Here is a 24,227-nt window from a genome sequence, read left to right as displayed (position 1 = left end):
CGCCGCGTCTGCGGCTCTGTCTCCCCAGGGGATGAAACAAGATCGGTAAGATGTCGCAGTTTTGCGACAGGTCGCACTGCGATATCGCTGCAGCACCGGCTTAAGCGCGACCGGCGCTCAGTCGAAGCCGAGCTTCTTCAATTTTCGGTGCAGGGTGGCGCGGCTGATGCCCATGATCATTGCGGCGGCGGAAATATTGCCGGAGGTGCGAGCGAGAGCGCGTTGAATGACACTTCGCTCAGCCGTCGCGTAGTCCTGCCGCGCAGTCTTGCGCTGGCCAAGGAGGTCGGCTGCCGGCAGCGCCCTGCTGAGCGCTTCGTCGGTCAGGCCGAGAAGATGCCGGGCCGAGCGGGACGCACCGATGACGAGATCGTCGTCATCGACGGCAAGCAGAGCGTTCGCGGCGCGCTCCTGTAGGGGGTCGGCACCGCTCTGCGCCAGCACGATCCGCGCCTTCGGAAAGGCAAGGCGGAAGTTTTCAGCCTCGACATGCCGGGCGGCTTCGCCGACGGCAAGCGCAATCAGCTTGACGAAATCCTCCGTCAGGTCGGACCGGGCCGAAGAGACGTCGATTGCCGCCATCAACCGACCGCGATGATCGAAGATCGGCGCGACCGTGCAGGACAGCGCCGTGTTGCGGCTGAAGAAATGCTGGTCGCGATGGATGGTCAATGCACGCTGTTCGGCAAGCGCCGTGCCGATGCCGTTGGTGCCGGCGCGCTCCTCGCTCCAGACCGCACCGGTCCAAAGGCCCATCTTGCAAAAGACCGCGTCATCGGCGACCGATCCGCGCCGGTCGACCGGCACGCCATCCTTGTCTGCCAGAAGCACGCAGCATCCGGCGCCGCCGACCGCCGAATAGAGGCGATCGAGGCTTGCCTGCGCCGTCTGCACAAGCGATCCCAGGCGCTCGCGCACCTGCCTGAACTCGGCTTCCGTCAAAACATCCGGCGACGCCCCGTCTTCGGGGTCGAGTCCATAGAGGCGCATGGAACGGCTCCAGGACGCAACGACAGCCGATTGCGCCGCCGCACTTCCCACCAGGGCGGATTGAACCTGCGAGGCATGCAATTCGCGGTCCGACATTCCCACGGTCTCCTCCCAAAGCCCAAGCGGTCGTCAGTTGTGGGAGAGGGTAGCGTTGCTACGTCTGCCGTCAAGCTAAGTTTAAGCGCAGTCGCATAAACCGGCATGTGGCTGGATCAGGCGATATCGAGGGCGAATGGTGTTTTGAGAATGGGCTCCAATGCCGTTGGACGGGAAAACATGCGTAAGCTTTGTGAACAAAATTTAATGTGCTGTTAAGATTTATTTAAACGCCTTAACCTAAAAATCAGGCTTATAGGAAACCCCTCTTTCCCCTCCTCAATCCTCTGAATTTGCATAGAAATGTCGATCCTTCACACGTTCAGTATAAAGAGCGGTCGTCTCGTGGAATTGACATTCAGTTCCGGGGCACGCAGGCGCAATATTGTGGCATCGGGCCGCAAGAACAGGCAGGCAAAGTCTCGTATCCTGACTTTGGCTGGCGTGCTCACGATGGCTTATCTCGCCATATGCGGAAAGCTCGTCTACTTCGACTCTCAGCCGGCGGTCGATACGGCGAATATCCCGTCTGGTCCCGTGATTGCGTGGCGCCCCGACATTGTTGACCGCAACGGCGAGCTTCTGGCGACCGATATACGGACGGTGTCGATGTTTGCCGAGCCGTTTCATATCGTCGATGTCGACGAGGCGGTGGAGAAGCTTTCGACACTATTCCCTGACCTCGATAAAAAGACGTTGTATCAAAAGCTTTCAGACAAGCGATCGCACTTCGCGTGGCTGCGGCGCCAGCTGACCCCGAAACAGCAGAACGAGGTTCTGGGGCTTGGAATTCCAGCAATCGGTTTCCGCCCGGAGGTAAAGCGATTCTATCCGGGGGGACGCACCGCCGCCCATATCCTCGGCTATGTCGACATCGACAACCATGGTGTCGCTGGCATCGAGAAGTATCTCGATGGGCAGGGGCTTTCAGATCTCACCTCCGCCGGCATGACGAGCCGCGACAGCCTGCAGCCTGTCCATCTGTCGATCGATCTTCGTGTCCAGAACATCGTACACAACGTCGTGTCGGATGCGATCGGCCAATATCAGGCTCAGTCGGCCGGTGCGGTCATCCTCGATATCCATACCGGCGAGGTGCTGGCCATGGCATCGGCTCCCGATTTCGATCCGAATGACCCGCAGGCGGACATCAAGGGTTGGCTAAATCGCATGTCCGACGGCACCGACGAAATGGGCTCGGTGTTCAAGACGTTCTCGATCGCGATGGCCATCGACACCGGCACGATCAAGCTGACCGACACATTCGATGCCAGCGCACCCCTACACTACGGCGGCTTCACCATCCACGACGACCGCGACGTCCCGCGTCGTTGGCTGACCGTACCCGAAATCTTCCGCTACTCGTCCAACATCGGCACCGCAAAGATCATGGACAAGGTCGGGATGGACGTCCAGAAGACCTATCTGACCCGCTTCGGCTTGCTCTCGAGGATGCAGACGGAGCTACCCGAGGTGAAAGCTCCGAGCCAGCCGAAAGTGTGGAAGAAGATCAACTCGATCACCATCGCCTTCGGCCATGGCGTCGCCACCACGCCGATGCAGACGGCAGTTGCTGGAGCCGCCCTCATCGACGGTGGTGAGCTGATCGAGCCCACCTTCCTGCCACGGACACGGGAAGACGCTGAGAAGACCGAAAAGATGGTCGTTAAAAAGAGCACCAGCGACGTCATCAGATATCTGTTCAAGCTGAACGGCGAACAGGGCACCGGCAAGACTGCCGATGTCCCCGGCTTCCACGTCGGCGGGAAGACGGGCACGGCGAACAAGGTGATCAATGGCGTCTATTCACACAAGCTGAGCTTCAATTCCTTCCTCGCCGCTTTCCCGATGGAAAACCCTAGATATGTGGTGCTGTCCTTCATCGACCAGCCGCTGACGGGCCTGCACAATTTGAACCTCGCCGCCGAAACGGCGGCACCCATGGTTCACGACATCGTCAGCCGCGCTGCGCCACTGCTCGGTGTCGAGCCGAATTTTGGGCAGAACCTGCTGACAGCTTATTGAGCCTGCAAAGCCAAATGACAGCCGGGTAGAGGGACTAGACGCTCTTTCTACAGCTACTGCACGTCCACCAGGTGCTTGCGGAAGAAGGCGAGTACTTCGGCATTGAACTTCCTATGGAATTCGGCGCGATCGAAGCCCGAACGGTCGGCACAGATTTCTGGCGCAGACTTTGCTAATTCGGCCGGGCACGGGGGCAGGAAATCGAAATGCTGGGAATTGGGTACCGCGTGAAATTCGGGTTTTGTCGGCAATTGATTGCTGATCGCCACCACGCTTTCCGGCGTCACGCCGTCGCCGCCACGCTCGGAGCCCCATAGCTGTACGGGTATCTTGACGTTCTCGAAGCTATCCGGCGTGAAAAAGACGCTGAGCGGATCGGCGATCACCGCGGCCTTGATGCGTGGATCATGGGCGAGCTCCGGAAGCTCGCCCTTGTGAACTTGATCACATAGCGCACTGCTGTTGCCGTCGCATAGCCTCAGGCGTTTTCCAAAGTGCGGATTGGCGCCGATTGCGACAAGCCCGGTATATCCGCCGCGCGAAAAGCCAAACATGCCGATGCGCCTGGCATCGATCTTGCCTGCGTTCGGCCATGGGCCGAGCACGAAGTCGATCACCCGCCTGATGTCGGCCGGCCGCTCGACGAAGACCGAGAAGTCGCGGGTACGGCTCTGGTCCAGTGAGTTGTCGCCGGGATGGCTGATTGCGACGACGACGAAACTGGCATCGGCCAACGTCTCGGCCGTGTCACGATGGCCGAGAGCACTGCCGATCCTGCCATGTGAGACGACGACAAGTGGCAGCGTCTCGCCCATGATCGGGCAATCCTTGGTAACCGACATGGTGAAGGGGCCGATGGTCACATCGCCTGCCGGCTGAGCGCAGGGATACCAGATCCCTCCCTTCAGCGCTGGAAGTGGCCCATCGGCCGGAATCTCGATGAGTTGGAAGCCGGCGGCATGCGCCAGCGGGGCCGCAAGGCAAAAGAAGGCGGCAAGAAAGAAGCGCAGGCGGATCATTGTCATTGCTCCGTTTGACGAGAGGTACGAGCCGGTAGGGTTGCAGTTGCGGCCGTAACCATGCGAGCCAGCCATGAACGACCGTGGTCGCGTCGGGATTACCGACGAGCAACTTCACAAAGCCGATCCACTACCTTGCATAAACAGATAGCTTGTTATATGCATATTGTAAACTCGAGGCATTCATGACCGACTCTATCCAAGTCCAATTGCGAAAAGGCGCCCTTGACCTCTGCGTCCTGGCCGTGCTGTCGCGGGGTGAAAGCTACGGTTATGAAATCGCCAGCACGCTGGTTGCCGCCGTCGGCATGGGGGAAGGTACGATCTATCCACTGATGCGACGGATGCAGAATGACGGCCTGGTGGCCACTCGCATCGTCGAATCGAGCAACGGTCCACCCCGCAAGTATTACCGGCTCACGCCGCTCGGCCGGACGATTTTCGAAGCGCATCGCCGCGACTGGCGTTCCTTTGCGGGCGCCGTCGATAAACTTCTTGAGGATTTGCCATGACCAGGGACGCCTTTTTGCGCACGCTGAGACTGGGGCTTGCCGGCCTGCCGCCTCAAGAGATCGAGGATATCGTCGCCGACTACGCTGCCCATTTCGCCGAATCCGATGCTTCCGGCCGCAGCGAGGCGGAGGTCGCGGCGGCATTGGGCGATCCTGCCAGAATTGCCAGGGAACTGCGAGCCGAGGCTGGGCTGCGCCGTTTCGAGGCCCATTGGAGCATGTCGAACATGTTGGCGGCGGCCATGGCGCTAGCCGGCCTCGCCATTGTCGATATCCTTTTCCTGCTGCCGCTGCTCATCGTCACGGTTGTCATCACGTTTGGCCTTGCGATCGCGCTGGTCGCTATCGGCGCGGTCGGGGTGAAAATCATCTTCACAACATTGCTGTTCGACTTCGGCGGACCGATCATCGGAATAATAGCGCGCCTGCTCATCGGCGCCGGACTGGTAAGTTGCCTCCTGGGCGGCGGCGCTTTGCTGTTGATGGGACTGAGTGCTGGCATACGCATGCTCGGACACTACGCCCGGCTGCATTTCCGCCTGGCTGAACTGGACCAGCGCGCTTGAGCGTTGCATGACACCACGTTGAAGGAACGGGACAATGACTGGAAAGTTGGCATTTATCGCGACAGCGGGATTGATCGGTGCAGTCGTCTTTCTGGCGCTGGGTATCGGACTGTCCGGACGAGATTGGGCCGAGGCGAGGCATTTGTGGGGGGCGATGCCGTCCACCTGCGGATCAGCCGCATCCACCAGCCAGCAGGTTATCCTGCCCTTTACCGCCGTCGACAGGCTGGTGATCAACCTGCCGGCCTCGGTCCGCTACCAGCCGGGAGACAAGGCGGAGGCAATCATCAGCGGCGATCCCGCCCTTCTCGACCATGTGCGGATGGAAGGCGGAAAGCTGAGCCTGGATTGCGATCCGGGCTGGATTGACACCCGGCTCGATGTCAGCCTGTCAGGACCGGCGATAGCCGACTGGAAATTGCTCGGCAGCGGCAACCTTACCCTGTCGCAGATCAACCAGCCTCTGCTGCGGCTGAGCATCCGGGGAAGCGGCAGCGTTGCCGCCACCGGAGCCGCCGATACGGTCGACCTGGATATCTCGGGTTCGGGCGCAGCGCGCCTCAAAAACCTGACCGCCAAATCCGCTGAGATCAAGGTTCGCGGCAGTGGCGATGTGCAACTTGCCGCGCAAGCGGATGCGGACGTCTCGATTTCCGGAAGCGGCAACGTCGAGCTCTTCGGCCGTCCGATCTTACGCCGTTCGGAAATCAGAGGCAGCGGCCGTATCAGGCAAGTGCCGTAACCACTCCAGCAGGAAAATTAAGCCATGTATCGACACGCAAATACGCTTTTCCCTGATTTCGAGGACAGGCGCATCGAGACAGCCCAAGCCGAGTTGGCTGTGCTGACCGGCGGTTCGGGGCGGGCGGTCCTGCTTCTGCATGGCTATCCGGAGACACGCTCTGCCTGGCATCGCATCGCACCGGTTCTCGCAACCCACTACAGCGTGGTCATCCCGGACCTGCCCGGCTACGGAGACAGCCACCTTGTCGCTGACACCGAAGGTGCCGGGTCAAAACGCCGGATGGCGAAATGCCTGCATGAGATGATGAAAGCACTCGGACATGAACGCTTCGCCGTCGTCGGCCACGACCGTGGCGGCCGTGTCGCCTACCGCATGGCGCTCGACTATCCGGAAGCGGTGACTGCGCTCGTGTCGGTGACGGTGGTGCCGACGCCGGAGATGTGGGAGGGTGCCAGCAAGGCTTTCGGCATGGGCGCCTGGCATTGGTTCATGATGGCGCAGCCCGCGCCCCTGCCCGAAAAATTGATGGCGGCGGACCCGCGCTTCCTGATCGACCTCACCCTCGACAAGATGGCTCTCGGTATCGACCGGCTTCACCCGCTGGCGCTCGAAGACTATCGGGCCGCATTCGACAGGGAGGAGGTGCGGCACGCCATGTGCGAGGACTACAGGGCCGGCGCCACTACCGATGATGCCGACGATCTCATTGATCGCGCATCCGGGCGCAAGATCCAGGCACCGGTCCTTGTTCTGTCCGAAGCAGGACGGCTCTATGGCGGCGGCCGGGAACCATTGAACATCTGGGCGGACTGGGCGGAAAATGTCGAAGACATCGGCATTGGCGGCGGCCACCTGCTGCCTGAAACCGCAGCCGAGGAGGTGCTCGGCGCGCTGCTGCCCTTCCTGGAGAAGATCGCTCGATGACACCCGACGGGTAGCCTGCCTCCTTACCTGAAGCTTAGGCGCAGAAGGTACCGGAGACATCGTCACGGTTGGTTGCCTTCCGCGGCAGCCAATGGCAAACAGGAGCGAAGACGCCCCTAGGCGATGTCCCATCGGAGGAGACACCGGAATGACGCTTACCTTGAACCGCCGCCAGGCGCTTATCGGCATGGGCGCAGTCGGCGCTGCCGCCACCTTCGGCATGCCGGCGCGCGCGGCGACCCGCAATCTCGCGGTTCTGCATCTTGCCAGCCACGCGCCGAGCTTTATCGCCTATGAACGCGGCTACTACAAGGAAGCCGGGCTCGACATCGACCTGAAATTCTTCGAAGCCGCCCAGCCCATGGCGGTGGCGATTGCCTCCGGCGACGCGGATTTCGGCGTGACCGCCATGAGCGGCGGCCTCATCAGCCTGGCGCAGAAGGACGCGGTCAAGGTGATCGGCGGCGCGCTCACCGAGGAAAAGGGAACGGTCGGCGCCATCATCCTCGCCTCGAACAAGGCCTACGATGCAGGCCTGACGGATCCGTCAAAGCTTGCCGGCAAGAGCTTCGGCATCACCACAGCCGGCTCGTCCTTCCATTTCATGATCCACAAGATCGCGCAGGCGAACAATATCAAGCTCTCGGACATCCAGCTTCGCCCGCTACAAAAGCTCGGCGCCATCGTCGGCGCGCTGTCGACCGGGCAGATCGATGCCTGGGCGATCCAGCCGAATGTGGCCAAGCAGATGCTCCGGGAAGGTGCTGCCAAGCAGATAGGCCTCGTCTCCGACTATGCGCCGAACTACCAGGTGACGACGGCCTTTACCTCAACCAAGAATGCCAAGAACGAGCGCGAGCTGACAGAGGCCTTCGTCAAAGCCTATTCCAAGGCGATTGCGGACTACAATGCGGCCTTCGTCGACAACAAGGCCAACGACGCCGAGCGCGACGACCTGGCGAAGATCGTTCACAAATACGTCGAAAGCGACAGCCCCTTCGAAACCGCCAAGCAGAACCTGATCGACGGCGCGATGCGTATCAACAACGGCCTGGCACTCTCGCTCGGCAGCTGCGTGGAGCAGCTCGAATGGTTCAAGTCCGAAGGCATGGTCAAGGAAGCGATCACCAACGAGCAGCTCTTCGACACGTCCTACGTCAAGACCATCTGACGACCGAGGCTGAATGCAGGGGCTCTCAAGGCTCCCGCCTGGAGGACATATGGACCTGAAGCTCAAGAATATCAGCCACCGATACGGATCCGTCGAGGTTCTGAAGAACATTTCCCTTGACATCCCGCAGGGCCAGATCGTCTGTCTGATCGGCCCGTCCGGATGCGGCAAGTCCACACTGCTACGCTTCCTCGGCGGCCTCGAACGCCCCTCATCCGGCGAGGTCCTGCAAATCGGCAACCCGCCAGCGGGTTCGCTCAATCCGCTAACCTATGTGTTCCAGCACTTTGCCCTGCTGCCTTGGCGCACGGTCGAAGGCAATATCAAGCTGGTGCTCGAGGATCATGGCATCGGCAAACGCGAGATGGACGCGATCGTCACGGATGTCCTGGAACGCACGCGCCTTTCCGAATTTCGGCGCACGCTTCCCAAGCAACTCTCCGGAGGCATGCGCCAGCGCGTGGCCATCAGCCGCGCCCTTGCCGTTCGCCCCGCTGTCATGCTCATGGACGAGCCGCTCTCGGCGCTCGACAGCCAAACCCGCGAACTGCTGATGGACGACCTGATTTCGCTCTGGACCCGCCAGCCCTTCACGTCGGTCTACGTTACCCACAACCTCAACGAGGCTGTGCGGCTGGGTCACCGTGTCGTCGTCCTCTCCCGTCGTCCCGGACGTATTCGCGACATCGTCGATATCGATATTCCGCTTGCCGACCGCCATCTCGGCGATCCGGTGCTGGAGGAAAAGCAGAAGCAGCTCTGGGAGCTGATGCGGGAAGAGGCCATGGCCGCCGACAAGGAGCTGGTCAATGTCTGACATCACCACATTTTCAACATCGTCAGACATGGCCGATGATGACAACGCGGGAACGAATGCAGCGCCGGTTCGCGCTGTCGACTTTCGCGGCGGCGGCTTTGCCCCGACGCCGGTTCGCGGCATGGCGATCGCCGTTTTCGTCATCCTGATCGCACTTGCCGAAATCGGCACTCGCACCGGCATTGTCTCTAACCTGACGCTGCCGCGACCGTCGGCGGTTCTCGAGACCTTCCTCCAGCTCTGGCGGACCGGGCTGCTCTGGCAGCATCTGCTGCCGTCGCTACAGCGGCTTTTCGTCGGCGCCACCCTCGGTATCACTGCCGGCATCTCGATCGGCGTTTGCATCGGCCTTTTCAGCCATGTCCGCGCTGGTCTCGTACCGCTTGTGGCGGCGTTGTTTCCGATCCCGAAGATCGCCCTGCTGCCCCTGTTCGTCATTTGGTTCGGGATCGACGAAACCTCGAAATACGCGCTGATCGCCTTCGGGACATTCACGCCCACGGTCGTTGCCACCTACGGCGCGGTCGACAATGTCGACCGTTCGCTGATCCGCATGGGCCAGAGCTTCGGCTTGAGCTGGTGGTCGATCGTCCGGAAAATCGTCCTGCCGGGCGCTTTCCCGGCCATTCTTTCCGGTCTTCGCGTCTCGATCTCGATCGCGATTATCCTGCTGGTTGCCGCAGAAATGCTCGGCGCGCAGTTCGGCGTCGGCGCCTATATCCTCGAAGCGGGCTCGCTTTATGATCTTGAAAAGCTGTTCACCGGCGTCGCCATCTTGTCGATGATGGGCCTGATCGTGAACTTCGTCATCGGCCAGATCGAACGGCGCTTCCTGAACTGGCGCGGATAGTCATCCGGCTCTGTCGCTCGCGGATATCCAGCGGACTTGCCGTAAGCGACAGGATCAAGGAATGCGACGAGGAAACGGGGCTGTCAGTGTCAGCTATTCGCTGTTCCAAGATTGCCGACCGGCATCGTGGCAGCCCTGTCGACCGTGTCGGTCTTCGGCGCGCGTCCAAGCGACGAGCGCTCGACCTGCACCGACCGCCACTCGCTTTCGAGACGATCAACGACGTGTAAGGGTATCTCGTTCCGCACGGCTTCACGCTCTTGCATCAGGACCTCCTTGGTGTGAGGCTCTTTGGATGGCACGAAAGAAATTCTTTGTAAATCATAGCATTAAAGGGTTTAAACGATTGAATTTATTTTAATCGATTAGAGATTCCTCAATTTGCAGGCACCCTCGACTTCTCCACAGGGACAGTGTGATCCTTCAACGCTGATTCACAATCCACTCGCGAAAACGGACAAGCGGCGGGTATGCCAGGCGCTCGAACGGACAGGCAAGATAATAGCGCTCGTCGCTTTCCAGTTCGTTGGGCGAGGCCGCCACCAGCTCCCCGCGCTTGAGTTCCTCCTGGATGAGAAATGTCGGCAGCAAGGCGACGCCAAGGCCAGAGATGGCGGCCTGAGCGGCGGTTGCAAACTGATCGAACAACATGCCCCGCACACCGGAGGCAGGGGCGCCGTTCGCGGCCAGCCATTTTTCCCAGGCATCCGGCCGGGTTGTCAGATGCAGCAGCGGCACCTGCAGGAAATCGGCGGGCTCCACCAGTCGGTGGCGGGCGAGGAAATCGGGGCTGCAGGCCGGCATAGTCCGCTCCGACATCAGGAATGCAAGTTCGGCGCCCGGCCAATGCGGATGGCCGAAATGGATGGCCGCGTCGATCGAATCCAGCCGAAAATCGAATGGTGACAAACGGGTGACCAGATTTATGGTGATGCCCGGATTGGTCGCAAGGAAATCGCCGAGCCTCGGGGCAAGCCAACGTGTCCCGAAGGTCGGCAGGATCGCCACGTTCAACGTCCCGCCGTTCGGGTTGGCGCGCAAGTCGAGCGACGCCGAGGAGATCCGCCGCAATGCCTCGCGGATTTCGCGGGCATAGCTGTCGCCGGCAAGCGTCAGGCGGATGGTCTGCCGCTCCCGCACGAACAGCTCCACGCCAAGCTGCTCTTCCAGCGCCTTGATCTGGCGGCTGACGGCGCTCTGGGTCAGATCCAGTTCTCTTGCCGTAACGGTAACACTGCCGGTGCGTGCCGCTGCCTCGAAAGCGGACAGCAGGGACAAGGAGGGCAGAAATCGTCGCGGCGTGATCATGTTCATTCCCATACGGAATTAACTCTTGAAGAAATATCAATTTCTTCCCCGAAAACCGCGCCGTAAAGGGGAAGAAGCGGAAAAATCGGAATGATGTCGCCATATCTCCACAAACGTCGTCCCCTTCGATCTGACCAACCGTTGCGAGATAGTCCAATGCAGGCTACTGCTTTCATCTTCAGACACAGGCTGCGGCCGGGCCAGGCGTCTCTCAGGATGCCGGTTCCAGTTTGCCGCACAGGCATTGCCCGATATTTTCGTATTGATGGACAGGATCGATGCTGAATAATCCCCGCTCCCACGGCCTTTGGGAAAAGACCGCGCCCGCCGGCCCTGTGACACCAGCGCTTGCCGGCGATCTCACCGCCGATGTCGTTGTCGTCGGTGGCGGTTACACTGGCCTCTCGGCAGCCCTGCATCTCACTGAAGCCGGTCAGTCGGCGGTGGTTCTGGAGGCGGTCGAGATCGGCTTTGGTGGTGCTGGCCGCAATGTCGGCCTGATCAATGGCGGCATGTGGGTAATGCCGGACGATATTCCCGGCGTGCTAGGACCGGTCCACGGCGAGCGGACGCTCGATCTGCTTGGCGGCGCGCCGCTTCTGGTGCGCGAGATTGTCGAGAGATATGAAATCCCCTGCGAAATCGAAAAGAACGGCACACTGCATCTGGCCGTCGGCGCCGATGGCCTGAAAGAATTGCAGGAGCGGCATCGCCAATGGACCGCCCGTGGCGCCCCGGTGCAACTGCTGTCTGCCGAAGAGACTGCCCGTCGCGTCGGCAGCGCTGCCTATGCCGGATCGTTGTTCGATCCGCGCGCCGGCACGATCCAGCCGCTTGCCTATGCGCGCGGCCTGGCGCACGCCGCCATCCGTGCGGGCACGAAAATCTTTACCGGCAGCGCCGTCATCGCCACCGAACGCCAGGGCGACGGATGGAAGGTGAGTACGGCGCATGGCTCCGTCTCCGCCAAGTGGATCGTCGTTGCGACCGACGCCTATTCCACTGGCCCCTGGGAGCATGTGCGTACCGAGCAGGTGCATCTGCCCTATTTCAATTTCGCCACCGTGCCGCTCGGCGACAATGTGCGGAAATCGATCCTGCCTGGCCGCGAAGGCTGCTGGGATACGAAGGAAATCCTGTCGTCCTTCCGCATGGACCAGGCCGGACGTCTTGTGATCGGCAGCATCGGCGCGCTGCGCAACACCGGCCTTGCGGTTCACAGGAGCTGGGCGCGGCGGTCGTTGAAGAAGCTGTTTCCGCATCTCGGTGACATCGCCTTTGAAAACGAATGGTACGGCAAGATCGGCATGACCGACGATGCCGTCCCCCGTTTCCATAAATTCGCGGAGAACGTCATCGGCTTTTCCGGCTATAATGGCCGGGGCATTGCGCCGGGCACGGTGTTTGGCAAGACCATCGCCCGCCATATCCTCGGCGATATCAGCGAAGCCGAGCTTCCCCTGCCGCTGACCGAGCCCAAGGACGCAAGCTTCCGTGCCGCCAAAGAACTCTACTACGAGGCCGGAGCTCAGCTCGCGCATCTGACCAGCGACCGCTTCTAGCGAGACCATTTAAAGAAAGCCGGGCGCGGACGAAGATCAGGTTAGACAACTCTTCCGTCCTACGCCGACAGTCACCAGATATCACCGAACACGCTTCCATCAGAAAGACGATAACGACCATGTCCACACTAGATCTCGCCTCAGAAGTCTCGAAAATCCTGACCGACCTTGGCGTTGCCGCCGATCGTTATACGGGCGGAACGCTTGCCGTGACCTCGCCGGTAACCGGCGCCGAAATCGGCCGGTTGAGGGAAGATTCGGCGGCCGATGCCAAGGCTGCGATCGACAAGGCGCAGGACGCCTTCCTCGCCTGGCGTAATGTGCCGGCGCCGAAGCGCGGCGAGCTGGTTCGTCTGCTCGGCGAAGAGCTGCGCGCCGGCAAGGCGGCGCTTGGCCGTCTCGTCTCCATCGAGGTTGGCAAGATCACCTCCGAAGGTCTGGGCGAAGTGCAGGAAATGATCGACATCTGCGATTTCGCTGTGGGCTTGTCGCGGCAGCTTTACGGCCTGACGATTGCCACCGAACGCTCCGAACACCGGATGATGGAGACCTGGCATCCGCTCGGCCCGATCGGCATCATCTCCGCCTTCAACTTCCCGGTCGCCGTCTGGTCATGGAATGCGGCACTCGCCATGGTCTGCGGCAATTCGACGATCTGGAAGCCCTCGGAAAAGACGCCGCTGACGGCGCTTGCCACACAGGCTCTGTTCGAAAAGGCCCTGAAGCGCTTTGTCGCCGAGGGCGGCGACGCCCCGGCCAATCTCTCGACGCTCATTATCGGTGGTCGCGATCTCGGTGAAATCCTGGTCGACCACCCCAAGGTTCCGCTGGTCTCCGCCACCGGCTCGACGGCCATGGGCCGCGCCGTCGGTCCTCGGCTTGCCAGCCGCTTCGCCCGCGCGATTCTCGAGCTCGGCGGCAACAATGCCGCGATCGTCAGCCCGACGGCCGATCTCGATCTGACGCTGCGCGGCGTCGCCTTCTCCGCCATGGGCACCGCCGGCCAGCGCTGCACGACGCTGCGCCGTCTCTTCGTGCATGAGAGCGTCTACGATCAGCTCGTGCCGCGTCTGCAGAAGGCTTACGGCTCCGTCACCATCGGCAATCCGCTGGAACAGGGTACGCTGGTCGGCCCGCTGATCGACAAGCAGGCTTTCGACCGGATGCAGGCCGCTCTTGGCGAAGCGAAATCGGCCGGCGGCAAGGTGACCGGCGGCGAGCGTGTCGAAAACGGGTCTGCCGATGCCTTCTACGTCCGTCCGGCGCTGGTCGAGATGCCGGCGCAGACCGGCCCGGTCGAGAACGAGACCTTCGCGCCGATCCTCTATGTGATGAAGTACAGCGATTTCGACGCGGTACTGGCGCTGCACAATGCTGTGCCGCAGGGCCTGTCGTCATCGATCTTCACCAATGACATGCGCGAGGCGGAAGCCTTCGTTTCGGCACGCGGTTCGGATTGCGGCATCGCCAACGTCAATCTCGGCCCATCGGGCGCCGAGATCGGTGGAGCCTTCGGCGGTGAAAAGGAGACCGGCGGCGGCCGCGAATCCGGTTCAGACGCCTGGAAGGCCTATATGCGCCGCGCCACCAACACCATCAATTACGGCCGCACCCTTCCGCTCGCACAAGGCGTCAAGTTCGACGTCGAGTAAAAGAGCTAACCGAACCAATGGATGGGGCGATAGTCCGCCCCGTCCGCAGCTCCCAGAACGAAGTGCTTGTCGGACTGGTTCCCGGCGAAAGCTTCTTCGGTCTGCCCGGCAACAGTGCGCGATCAGGCGGACTCCCCGTCAGTCCGATTTGCCGGGGAAGATAACTGAGGCTTTCAGCCCCTTTCCGCCGGCTCCCTCGCCAAGCGTCAGCGAGCCGCCGAACAGGCCGGCGATCTCCTCGACGATCGGCAGCCCCAGGCCCATTCCGGGCGCCTGCCCGCCTCCCCCGCGGGCAAATCGCTGTCGCACGCTTTGTCGTTTGTCCAGTGGGATACCTGGGCCATTGTCTTCCACGTCCAGACAGACCACCTCTCCCTTTGCCTCCACGCGCACAGTCACCTCCGTCCCGCGTCCGGCATAGGCGATCGCGTTCTCGATAAGATTACGCAGAAGCTCGCCGATCAGAAGCGGCTCGGCCCGAATGAGAGCGCTCCCCTCACCCTCAAAGCCGAGATCGATGCCGGCTTCGCCGGCGCCGGGAACATGGTCGCCGGTGATCCGCTGTGCAAACGACACAAGATCGAGGGTCGTCTGCGATTGCGGCTCTTTCGAAGCGGCCGCTTCGACTTTCGCCATGAGCAGCAGTTGCGCCAGGATGCGTTCCGCATGGGCAACGGCCTCATCACCCTTGCGCGCGGCCTCCCGCGCCTCGTCGAGCGACGTCGCGCGCGCCGACAGCGCAAGCTGGGTACGGATAATGGCAAGGGGCGTGCGCAGCTGGTGGCCGGCATTTCCGGTGAAATGGCGCAATGCATCAAGCGCCGATTGCAGCCGCACCATGAAGGAATTGACCGTCTCCACCAACCCCTCGACCTCGCTCGGCGCGGATTGCCGGATCGGATGGAGATCGTCGGGGCTGCGCTCCGCAATGGCATCCCCGAGGCGATAGAGCGGCCGAAGCGATACGGTGACGGCGATCCAGACGATAATGGCGGCACCGAGAATGAGGATCAGAAGGCGCAAGGCTGAGCGGAGCAGAATGGCCTGCGTCAGCTGCGTGCGGCCGATCGTCGTTTCGGCGACGGTCACCGTGAACGGAACCGAATTGATGCCCGTCGACGCCGAACGCTCGAGCACGGCAAGCCGGATCGGTTCGCCGCCGAACATGTGATCAGCGTAGACCGCCGCCTGTCCCTTCATGTCGGCAATCGATGGCAAGTTCTGATAGCCGGTGATGAACCGGCCGGGCGGACCGTCCACGCGGTAGAAGACGCGGTCCTGGGCCGCCGATGTTAGCATTTCCAGCGCGACATAGGGAATATCCACTTCCAGCGTGCCGTCTTCAGCGACGACGACGCGTTCAGCGATAGCAAGCGCCGAGCCGGCGAGAACGCGGTCCGAAACGGTGTTTGCGGTTGTCAGCGCCTCCCGATAGGTGTCGGCCAGCGCAACGACGCCGATGACGACGGTCGCGATCAGAAGCCAGGCAAGCAGCCTGCGGCGCAGGGAATAGGCGGACTGTGCCCTCATCCGTCCGCCAGCTTGTCGAGATAATAGCCGATGCCGCGGGCCGTCCTGACCGTCAATCCGTGCGGCGCGAGACGCTTGCGCAACCGGCTGACATATTGCTCGATGGCATTGGCGCTCAGATCGTCGTCGAAGGCGGCAAGCGACTGGATGATCGCCTCCTTGGCGACGACCCTGCCGGCGCGCATGAACAGGGTTTCGAGAAGGCCAAGTTCGCGGGCCGGAATATCGATGGGAACGCCATTGGCCGAGAAGGTGCGTGAATTGAGGTCGAGAGAGACGTTGCCATAGGCAACGAGCGATGCGCGAAGCCCCGCTTGCCGGCGCAGGAGCACGCGAACGCGCGCCTCGAATTCGCTGATGTCGAAGGGCTTGATCATGTAGTCGTCAGCACCCAGATCGAGGCCGCGCACCTTCTCTTCCTGCGTACCCCGCGCCGTCAGAATGAGTACGGCCGCCTTGTTCTGGCGCGCGCGCATGGCCCGGAGCACATCGAGCCCGTCCATCTCCGGCAGGTTGAGATCGAGGATAACGAGATCGAAGGTTTCGGCGGCAGCCGCTGCATTCGCAGAAGCGCCGTCGCCCACTACATCCACGGCATAGCCGGTCCCGCGCAGGATCGCGAAAAGCCCTTCAGAAAGTGCCTTGTTGTCCTCAACCAGCAATATGCGCAAAATGACTATTCTCCCCCAGCCCGCATTCTAGCGCATTCCGCCTTGGACCGGAATCGATTTGGGAAAACGCCAGGCAGCAATCCAAGGTGTTACGGTACTTTTCCTCACCTGAAACGACAAGCGGAGCTCAGACCGGTGGGCATGCGCTTGTGAACGATCTGCCGCTGCGGCAATATCACCCCATGCGGCCTCTTTTTGTCCTCCTTACCATCTGCCTCAATGCGAGCCTTGCTGCAGCGGAGCCTGTTGTCTTTCCGGCGCTCTCGGGGAATGAGAAGGCGCCTGAGGTCATCGTCTACTCCTCGCTGGACGAGCCGCTGGCGACGCCGATGATCAGGGGGTTTCAGGCGGCCAACCCCGATGTCGCCGTCCGCTACGAGGATATGCTGACGGGGGAGATCTACGACCGGATCGTCAAGGAAACCGACGCCGGCGGCAGGACGGCGGATTTCGCCTTCTCCTCGGCGATGGATCTTCAGGTCAAGCTCAGCAATGACGGATACGCCCAGCGCAGCGATCTGCCGATGAGCGGCCGCTGGCCGGAATGGGCGAACTGGCGCAACACGGCCTATGCCCTGACCTTTGAGCCCGCGGTCTTCGTCTACCACAAGCCGAGCTTCACCCAGGAGAAACCGCCCTCGACGCGTGCGGAACTCGTCGACTACCTGAAGCGGCACGGAAACGAGGTCCGTGGCCGGATCGGCACCTATGATATCGAGCGATCGGGTGTCGGCTTTCTGTTCATGGCGCGCGACCAGGAGCAATTCGGCGACATCTGGTCGGTCATCCAGGCCATGGGGGCGGCAGGCGTGAAAGTCTATTCGACCAGCACGGCCATTCTCGAGCGCGTATCCGACGGCCGCTTTACGCTCGGCTATAACATCCTCGGCTCCTACGCCGCCAATTGGGCCTCACGTTACCCCGATGTCGGCATCGTTCTGCCACGGGACTATACCGTCGTCATGTCGCGTATCGGGCTCGTGCCGCAGGCGGCCGCCTCCCCGGATCTCGGAAAGCGCTATCTGGCGTTTTTCATGTCCAAGGAAGGCCAGACGATCATGGCCCGCGAGCTTCAGATCCCGGCGGTAAGTCCGGATGTCGCCGGCGCCAACACCGCCAATACCATGCGCGAAATGCTGGGCGGCCAATTGCGCCCAGTGCCGGTCAGCCCCGGCCTGATGGTCTATCTCGACCAGGTCAAGCGAGCGCGGCTGATTGCCCGCTGGAACGAAGCCTTGCGTCTGCAATAGCTCCGGCCAGGCAATGTTCGTGCGACATGACACCGGCCGATGTCAGCTAGATGTCAGCTTCCTGTGATGGCTTGCGGCTCTTCATCATTCGTGGAGGCGAATGATCGAAGCGTATGGGAGGAGTATTTCATCTGGATCCGGCGCAAGCAGGTCATTGACGTCCTGGCGCCGCTTAATCGATGAAGCCAATCCCCGTCCGCAAAGAGGATAAACATCGCGCCGATCTCCAAGAGAGCGCGCCCGACGGAGGACTAATCTTGAAACAGTTTTTTCTGGCTTCCATGCTTGCCGGCGCCCTTGCGCTGCCGGCTTTCGCGGCGGACTACACCATCATGGCACCGGCCAATCCCGGCGGCGGCTGGGACCAGACCGCCCGCTCCATCCAGTCGGTGATGCAGCAGGAAGGCATCTCCCGCAATGTCCAGGTGCAGAACGTGCCGGGTGCCGGCGGCACCATCGGTCTGGCGCAGTTCGCCAGCCAGGCGAGCGGCAATCCGAATGCCCTGATTGTCGGCGGCTATGTCATGGTCGGCGCCATCCTGACCAACAAATCGCCGGTGTCGCTCAAGGACGTGACACCGATCGCACGCCTGACCGGCGAATATGAAGCCATCGTCATTCCGGCCGCCTCGCCGCTGAAAACCATGGGCGATCTTGTCGAGGCACTGAAGAAGGATCCAGGTTCGGTGTCCTGGGCCGGCGGTTCGGCCGGCGGCACCGACCATATCGCGGTCGGCCTCATTGCAAAGGCGGCGGGTGTCGATCCGACCAAGATCAACTACATCGCCTTTTCCGGCGGCGGCGAAGCGCTGGCCGCCATCCTCGGCAGCCAGGTGACGGCGGGGATTTCCGGTTACGGCGAATTTGAATCCCAGGTGAAGTCCGGTGCGCTGCGTCTCCTCGCCGTGTCGAGCGGCGAGCGTCTTGACGGTATCGATGCGCCGACGATCAAGGAAAGCGGCCTCGACGTCGTGGTCGAAAACTGGCGCATGATTGCGGCAGCACCCGGCTTGAGCGACGAGCAGAAGGCCGCCGTGTCGTCCGACGTCGAAAAGCTTGCCAAGTCCGCCGGCTGGCAGGAGCTTCTGAAGACGAAGGGCTGGGAGGATACCTATCTCGCCGGCGACGCCTTCAAGGAACAGCTCGCCAAGGATATTTCCGCGACCGAAGGCGTCCTCAAGGACATCGGGCTCGTCCAATGACCACGGGCAATTCCCCTACCACACAGACACGCCGCCCGGATCGGGCGGCGCTTGTCATCGCCGCCTTTCTCGCTGCCCTTGCCGGCCTGATCTTCTGGGACAGTTCGCGGCTGGCGAAAATTGCGAGCTATTCAGGCATCGGCCCCGCGACCATTCCTTTCGTGATCGCCGGCGGGCTGCTGTTCTTGTCCGCCTGGACCGTCCTTGCAGCGCTACGCGCAGACTTTCCCGTGCGCGAACGTCAGGAAGTTGCGCCTGTGGTCTGGATCGTCGGCGGTCTTGCCGCCCAGATGCTGCTGTTGAAACCGCTGGGCTTTTCGATCGCGACCGGTCTGCTCTTTGCGGCGACTGCAGCCGCCTTCGGCAAGCGCAAGCTCTGGATATCGATCCCGCTCGGCATCGCGCTCTGTCTCGGGGTCTGGTTGATCTTTTCCGGGCTGTTGCAGCTGTCGCTTCCAGCCGGTCCGCTCGAACATCTATTTTGGTGAGGCCCTAACGTGAGCACATTTGATTTTCTGTTGCAGGGCCTGATGATCGCGGCCCAGCCGATGAACCTGCTTTACGCCCTGATCGGCGTCACGCTCGGAACGGCTGTCGGCGTGCTTCCCGGCATCGGACCGGCGCTGACTGTGGCATTGCTCCTGCCGGTGACCTACAAGCTCGATCCGGCGGGCTCGCTGATCATGTTTGCCGGGATCTATTATGGCGGCATGTATGGCGGCTCGACGACCTCCATCCTGCTCAACACACCCGGCGAAAGCGCCTCGATCGTGACCGCGCTCGAGGGCAACAAGATGGCGCGGGCGGGTCGCGGCGGACCGGCACTCGCCACCGCCGCTATCGGCTCCTTCGTTGCCGGCCTGATCGCCACGCTGGGGCTCGCCTTCATAGCGCCGATCATCGTCAAGCTGGCGCTGGTCTTCGGTCCGCGCGAATATTTCGCGCTGATGGTGCTGGCTTTCGTGACGGTTTCATCGGCCTTCGGTGATTCCACCTTGCGCGGCCTGACATCATTGTTCATCGGCTTTGCGCTTGCCATCATCGGCATCGACCAGCTCACCGGCCAGGCGCGCATGAGCTTCGGCGTTCCGGATCTGCTTGACGGCATCGAGGTGACGACGCTTGCCGTTGCCATGTTCGCCATCGGTGAATCCCTCTACATCGCCGCGCAGGGCAATCGCGGACCCGACAAGATCGAGGCGGTCAAAGGATCTGTCTGGATGACGGCCCAGGATTGGGCGCGGTCTTGGAAGGCCTGGCTGCGCGGAACGCTGATCGGCTTCCCGATCGGCGCCATGCCGGCGGGCGGCGCCGAAATCGGCACCTTCCTGTCCTATGCAGCCGAAAAACGCCTGACCAAATATCCGGAAGAATTCGGCAAGGGCGCGATCGAAGGCGTCGCGGGTCCGGAAGCGGCCAACAATGCATCGGCCGCTGGAACGCTCGTTCCACTTCTGACCCTCGGCCTGCCGACGACGGCGACAGCTGCGATCATGCTTGCCGGCTTCCAGCAATACGGCCTGCAGCCCGGCCCGCTGCTGTTTGTCACCAACCCGCAGCTCGTCTGGGGCCTGATCGCCAGCCTGCTCATCGCCAATTTCATGCTGCTGGTCCTCAACCTGCCGCTGGTCGGGCTGTGGGTGAAGCTCCTCACCATTCCGAAGCCATGGCTTTATGCGGGCATCCTCCTGTTTGCCACGCTCGGAACGATCGGCGCCAATCCGTCGGTTTACGAACTCGGCATGCTGCTCGCCTTCGGCGTTCTCGGCTATGTCATGCGGATTTTCGGTTATCCGATCGCACCGGTCGTGGTGGGTCTGATCCTCGGGCCGCTGGCGGAACAGCAGCTTCGGCGCGCTCTTGCGATCAGCCAGGGCGATGTCACGGTGCTGTTTACCTCGCCGATCTCGGCGGTACTGCTGCTGATCGCCGCGGCGGCGCTGATCGTGCCGTTGATCCTGAGGGCTCGCGGACGCGGTGAGACTCTGTCGAAGCTGGCCGCCAACGAGGATTGAGTTTCCCCGTTGTGTCCAATGCGGCTGTTCCGGACGCTCGTTAAAGCGTCTGGAGCGGCGGATGCAGGAATGCCGGCATCGGCGTGTGATCGGCGCTGACGGATAGATAAAGCCGGGCGGTGTCCAGCGCCTCGCGGATCGTGACGTCCATATCGAGATAGCGGTATGTTCCGAGCCGGCCGACAAAGGTGACCGCGGTCTCCTGGAGGGCTCGCGTGACATAGTGCGCGAGCTGTTCCTTTTCCTCCATCAGGCGGATCGGATAGTAGGGAACATCGCCGGGTTCGCAGGCCCTGGAGAACTCGCGATAGCAGACCGAGCCGGCATGGTCTTCCCACGGGGAGAAATGCTTATGCTCCGTCACGCGCGTATAGGGCACGGAGACATCGCCATAGTTCATGACTGCGCACCCCTGGTAGTCACCGTCATGGGTAAAACGCTCGAAATCCAGCGTGCGATATCCCAAACGGCCATATTCATAGTCGAAATAGCCGTCGAGGGGACCGGAATAGAATATGTGATCGAAGTCCTTGGCTAGACCGCTGTGAAACCTGGTTTCCAAGTGGACTTCTATATTCGTGTGGTCGAGAATTCGCCCAACCATGTCGGTATAGCCGTTCTCCGGCATGCCCTGGTATTTATGGAAGAAATAGTTGTCGTCGTAGTTGAAGCGGACCGGAAGCCGTTTCAGGATGGAGGCCGGAAGATCGGTCGGCGCGCAACCCCATTGCTTCTGGGTATATCCCTTGAGGAACGCTTCATAGAGGTCATTACCGACGAAGCGCAGCGCCTGCTCCTCGAAGGTCTTCGGATCCGTTATGCTTTTGTCGGCACGCTCCTCGATGAAAGCACGCGCTTCGTCCGGTCTGAGCGTCTTGCCGAAAAACTGATTGATCGTGTGAAGATTGATGGGCAGGGAATAGACTTGGCCCGAACTCGTCGTCTTGACGCGGTTCTTGTAGGGCATGAACGTCTGAAAGAGGTTCACATACTCCCAGACTTCCCTGTCGTCCGTGTGGAAAATATGCGGGCCGTAGACATGCACCATGACACCGGTCGCCGGGTCACGCTCGGTGTGGCAATTCCCGGCAATATGGTTGCGCGTATCGAAGACGTCGATCTCGTGACCCACCATGGCGAGTTCACGACCGATGACCGCGCCGGAAAGCCCGGCACCGACCACGGCAATTTTCTTGATCCGCGGCATTCCCGATCAGCTCTTTCCGGCTGCGTGCGGTGTCGAGACCGCGGCTTCCTCAGTCCACAGTCGTCTGTCGTGCGGAACCGGCGCGTAATCGTGCCATTCTACCAGCTTGTCGCGGTAGGCCTGCCGATAGGCCCGATCGTCCGAAAACGCGATATTGTCCTGAACGAGGTCCACCCCAATATCGTAATAGATGTCGAGATTGCTCAGGTCCGGCACCGGTGTTTCGCCGCGTTCGCACTCTGCCTGCATTTGCCAGAAAAGCTCTTCGAGGCGGCGTGCAAGCGCCGGAATGTCGCGCAAGGCGGAAGTCTCTCGTTTCGCCTGCAGCGACTCGCGGATCTCCCTCAGGCTTCTGGGGGTGTTCGCAAAGCCGATTGCCCTTTCGATATAGTCCTCTGGGTTCGAGCAGATCAGCTCCGGCACGCCGGCGGCGGCAACGATGCTGTGGCAGAAGCGGGCTGCAAAGCTCTTGCCGGGGAATGTCAGGACAGGCAGTCCCATGGTCAGAGCATCGCCCGCGGTTGAGTGTGCCCCGTAGGGGAACGTGTCGAGGAAAAGATCGGCGACCGCGATCCGGGCGAGATGCTTGGCATTCGGCGCCTTGGGCGCAAAAATCAGCCGCTCCGGCGCAACGCCGGCATTCTCCGCCAACTGAAGCAAGCGTTTATCCACATCATCGCCGCCGGTGAGCAGCCAGAGCACACTACCGGTCGTTCCGGAGAGAATCTTCATCCAGTGCGCAAAGGTTTCCTGCGTGATCTTCTGCATGCCGTTGAAGCATGCATAGACGAAAACGTCTTCCGGCAAGCCGGCTTCGGCGCGGGACGGCCTTTCGGCAATCACCCGCTTGCGATCGATCGGCTGGTTGCAGGCGATCCGGAGGACTTTCTCCGAAAAATAGATCTCGTTCTCTGGCGGGATAATGTGTTCATCCGCGATGATGTAATGATGGAACGGGCTGCCCATCGTACCCGGATAACCGCAAAAATTGACGACGACCGGCGCCGGCCGATAGGCGAAGATCTTCGTCCGGGCATGCTTGGTATATCCGTTGACGTCGACGAGAATATCGATGTCGTCGTCGGCGATCTGTCTTGCCGCATCCGCATCGCTCAGCGCGCCAATATCGCGCCAGCAATCGACGACGGCTTTCATGCGTGCCTGGGTCGCATCTCCCTGCACGGGATCGCCACAATAATAGGCGTAGATTTCGACGCTCCGCTTGTCATGCAGCTCCAGCACTTCCCTGAGCGCAAAGCCGACCGCATGGTCGCGCAGATCCGAGGAAACATAGCCGACGCGAAGGCGTTGGCCGGTTCTGGTCTTCTGCTTCGGCGTCTTGCGCGTGAAGCCGCTGGTATCGGGACGTCCGACGAAAGACTTATTATAGCGGTAGGCCTTGGCCAGCTGGAACAACGGATCGTCGGAAAAACAGGCGAGCGTCAGCGGCGACATGGCATCGAGCAGATGGCGGATGGAGACATGGTCCGACGAGACCAGCGTCGGCCATTTGCATTGACGCTGGCGCAGCGCACTCCAATGTTGCCCGGCTTCCGTCTTGTCGGGCCGCAGTTCCATCGCTTGCCACAAGGTGGTTTCCGCATCTTCCAGAAGACCCGCGTTTTCCATGACGCGGCCGATGTGCTGAAGCGCCAGGAGGCGATGTGCGAGCCGGTCGGCCGTACTGTCGGCGGTCAGCTCCACGAAGCTCCGCCATTGCAGGATTGCCTGAGTGGCGATGCCGCTGTCTTCCAGCGCCCGTCCAAGATTGATATGCGCCGGCCCGAAGCGCGGATCGAGTTTCAGGCACGCACGCAACGCATGTATAGATCCCGCGACATCGCCTAATTGCCGGAGGGTCACCGAATAATTGAAATAGACGAGATGCAGGAAGGGATGGCCCTCGTTGAATGCGATCCAGACCTTGTAGACCTCCGCCGCCTCAAGTTTTTGTCCGGCCGCGCTTCGACCTTCGGCGAATTGGAACAAATCCGTGAAGGAAAGGCGCTGGGTGCGCGCGAGCTCCAAAATTCCGGCAACAGACGGAACAGGAGTCAGAGCTGATGCTTCATTGGTGACCATGGACACATCCCACGATTTAACGGCCGGCGTTGC

General features: G+C 61.4%; 22 protein-coding genes. 14 read left to right on the top strand and 8 right to left on the bottom strand.

Going from position 1 to position 24,227, the window contains the following annotated elements:
* Positions 1-117: 117 nt before the first annotated feature.
* Positions 118-1,092, bottom strand: a complete 975-nt coding sequence (locus PMI03_RS00380) for a GAF domain-containing protein (RefSeq protein ID WP_409033791.1) — start codon at positions 1,090-1,092, stop codon at positions 118-120.
* Positions 1,093-1,389: 297 nt separating this feature from the next.
* On the opposite strand from PMI03_RS00380, the gene PMI03_RS00375 reads away from it, so the two are divergent.
* Positions 1,390-3,111, top strand: coding sequence for a penicillin-binding protein 2 (locus PMI03_RS00375; protein ID WP_052034240.1), 1,722 nt, complete (start codon positions 1,390-1,392; stop codon positions 3,109-3,111).
* A gap of 53 nt (positions 3,112-3,164) precedes the next feature.
* On the opposite strand, the gene PMI03_RS00370 is transcribed toward PMI03_RS00375, so the two are convergent.
* Positions 3,165-4,136: a dienelactone hydrolase gene (locus PMI03_RS00370; RefSeq protein WP_039973551.1), complete on the bottom strand. Its 972-nt coding sequence runs from the start codon at positions 4,134-4,136 to the stop codon at positions 3,165-3,167.
* 179 nt (positions 4,137-4,315) lie between these two features.
* On the opposite strand from PMI03_RS00370, the gene PMI03_RS00365 reads away from it, so the two are divergent.
* The 7 genes from PMI03_RS00365 (at position 4,316) to PMI03_RS00335 (ending at position 9,715) form a co-directional block, all read left to right on the top strand.
* Positions 4,316-4,642: a PadR family transcriptional regulator gene (locus PMI03_RS00365; RefSeq protein WP_007688766.1), complete on the top strand. Its 327-nt coding sequence runs from the start codon at positions 4,316-4,318 to the stop codon at positions 4,640-4,642.
* Complete coding sequence (locus tag PMI03_RS00360) at positions 4,639-5,208, top strand: DUF1700 domain-containing protein (protein WP_007688764.1); 570 nt, start codon at positions 4,639-4,641, stop codon at positions 5,206-5,208. The genes PMI03_RS00365 and PMI03_RS00360 overlap by 4 nt, the downstream gene beginning before the upstream one ends.
* A 34-nt stretch (positions 5,209-5,242) precedes the next feature.
* Positions 5,243-5,950: a GIN domain-containing protein gene (locus tag PMI03_RS00355; RefSeq protein WP_007688762.1), complete on the top strand. Its 708-nt coding sequence runs from the start codon at positions 5,243-5,245 to the stop codon at positions 5,948-5,950.
* A gap of 24 nt (positions 5,951-5,974) precedes the next feature.
* On the top strand, positions 5,975-6,877 hold the full coding sequence (locus PMI03_RS00350) for an alpha/beta fold hydrolase (RefSeq protein WP_007688760.1): 903 nt from the start codon (positions 5,975-5,977) through the stop codon (positions 6,875-6,877).
* Positions 6,878-7,025: 148 nt separating this feature from the next.
* Positions 7,026-8,048, top strand: a complete 1,023-nt coding sequence (locus tag PMI03_RS00345; protein ID WP_007688758.1) for an ABC transporter substrate-binding protein — start codon at positions 7,026-7,028, stop codon at positions 8,046-8,048.
* Positions 8,049-8,097: 49 nt separating this feature from the next.
* Entirely contained in the window at positions 8,098-8,865 is a 768-nt protein-coding gene (locus PMI03_RS00340; RefSeq protein WP_007688757.1) for an ABC transporter ATP-binding protein, read from the top strand.
* 28 nt (positions 8,866-8,893) lie between these two features.
* A complete protein-coding gene (locus tag PMI03_RS00335; RefSeq protein ID WP_049783261.1) occupies positions 8,894-9,715 on the top strand; it encodes an ABC transporter permease in 822 nt (273 codons plus the stop codon).
* An 89-nt stretch (positions 9,716-9,804) separates the two neighbouring features.
* Here PMI03_RS00335 and PMI03_RS31400 read toward each other — a convergent pair whose 3' ends face one another.
* The gene (locus PMI03_RS31400; protein ID WP_007688753.1) at positions 9,805-9,981 is read right to left on the bottom strand and encodes a hypothetical protein; all 177 of its coding nucleotides are present in this window, start codon (positions 9,979-9,981) and stop codon (positions 9,805-9,807) included.
* 157 nt (positions 9,982-10,138) lie between these two features.
* The gene (locus PMI03_RS00330) at positions 10,139-11,029 is read right to left on the bottom strand and encodes a LysR family transcriptional regulator (protein ID WP_309574311.1); all 891 of its coding nucleotides are present in this window, start codon (positions 11,027-11,029) and stop codon (positions 10,139-10,141) included.
* Between the two features lie 272 nt (positions 11,030-11,301).
* Between PMI03_RS00330 and PMI03_RS00325 the strand changes: the two genes are divergently transcribed.
* Positions 11,302-12,585, top strand: coding sequence for an FAD-binding oxidoreductase (locus PMI03_RS00325; RefSeq protein WP_007688749.1), 1,284 nt, complete (start codon positions 11,302-11,304; stop codon positions 12,583-12,585).
* A 119-nt stretch (positions 12,586-12,704) separates the two neighbouring features.
* Positions 12,705-14,237: an aldehyde dehydrogenase family protein gene (locus tag PMI03_RS00320; RefSeq protein WP_007688747.1), complete on the top strand. Its 1,533-nt coding sequence runs from the start codon at positions 12,705-12,707 to the stop codon at positions 14,235-14,237.
* A gap of 138 nt (positions 14,238-14,375) precedes the next feature.
* Here the strand turns inward: PMI03_RS00320 and PMI03_RS00315 are convergent, their stop codons facing one another.
* A complete protein-coding gene (locus PMI03_RS00315; RefSeq protein WP_007688745.1) occupies positions 14,376-15,767 on the bottom strand; it encodes a sensor histidine kinase in 1,392 nt (463 codons plus the stop codon).
* Complete coding sequence (locus tag PMI03_RS00310; RefSeq protein WP_007688743.1) at positions 15,764-16,438, bottom strand: response regulator transcription factor; 675 nt, start codon at positions 16,436-16,438, stop codon at positions 15,764-15,766. The genes PMI03_RS00315 and PMI03_RS00310 overlap by 4 nt, the downstream gene beginning before the upstream one ends.
* A 182-nt stretch (positions 16,439-16,620) precedes the next feature.
* Here PMI03_RS00310 and PMI03_RS00305 point away from each other — a divergent pair, with 182 nt between their 5' ends.
* The 4 genes from PMI03_RS00305 to PMI03_RS00290 all read left to right on the top strand — a co-directional run bounded on the left by PMI03_RS00305 (position 16,621) and on the right by PMI03_RS00290 (position 20,905).
* Complete coding sequence (locus PMI03_RS00305; RefSeq protein ID WP_037221460.1) at positions 16,621-17,688, top strand: ABC transporter substrate-binding protein; 1,068 nt, start codon at positions 16,621-16,623, stop codon at positions 17,686-17,688.
* A 281-nt stretch (positions 17,689-17,969) separates the two neighbouring features.
* Complete coding sequence (locus tag PMI03_RS00300) at positions 17,970-18,890, top strand: Bug family tripartite tricarboxylate transporter substrate binding protein (protein WP_409033793.1); 921 nt, start codon at positions 17,970-17,972, stop codon at positions 18,888-18,890.
* The gene (locus PMI03_RS00295; protein WP_007688737.1) at positions 18,887-19,378 is read left to right on the top strand and encodes a tripartite tricarboxylate transporter TctB family protein; all 492 of its coding nucleotides are present in this window, start codon (positions 18,887-18,889) and stop codon (positions 19,376-19,378) included. The genes PMI03_RS00300 and PMI03_RS00295 overlap by 4 nt, the downstream gene beginning before the upstream one ends.
* Positions 19,379-19,387: 9 nt before the next feature.
* Positions 19,388-20,905 carry a tripartite tricarboxylate transporter permease gene (locus tag PMI03_RS00290; RefSeq protein ID WP_007688736.1) on the top strand — a complete coding sequence of 506 codons (1,518 nt, stop codon included), beginning with the start codon at positions 19,388-19,390 and terminating at the stop codon, positions 20,903-20,905.
* A 40-nt stretch (positions 20,906-20,945) separates the two neighbouring features.
* Here PMI03_RS00290 and PMI03_RS00285 read toward each other — a convergent pair whose 3' ends face one another.
* Together PMI03_RS00285 and PMI03_RS00280 are read right to left on the bottom strand one after the other, a co-directional pair.
* Positions 20,946-22,112, bottom strand: coding sequence for a UDP-galactopyranose mutase (locus PMI03_RS00285; RefSeq protein ID WP_007688735.1), 1,167 nt, complete (start codon positions 22,110-22,112; stop codon positions 20,946-20,948).
* Between the two features lie 6 nt (positions 22,113-22,118).
* Positions 22,119-24,194 (bottom strand): glycosyl transferase, encoded by a 2,076-nt coding sequence (locus PMI03_RS00280; protein WP_007688734.1) that lies wholly within the window; start codon positions 24,192-24,194, stop codon positions 22,119-22,121.
* Positions 24,195-24,227 lie beyond the last annotated feature (33 nt).

Source organism: Rhizobium sp. AP16 (genome assembly GCF_000281735.1).
Classification (GTDB): Bacteria; Pseudomonadota; Alphaproteobacteria; order Rhizobiales; family Rhizobiaceae; genus Rhizobium; species Rhizobium rhizogenes.
Note: the sequence above shows the minus strand (reverse complement) of the source record. Positions and strands in the feature narration are given on the sequence as shown.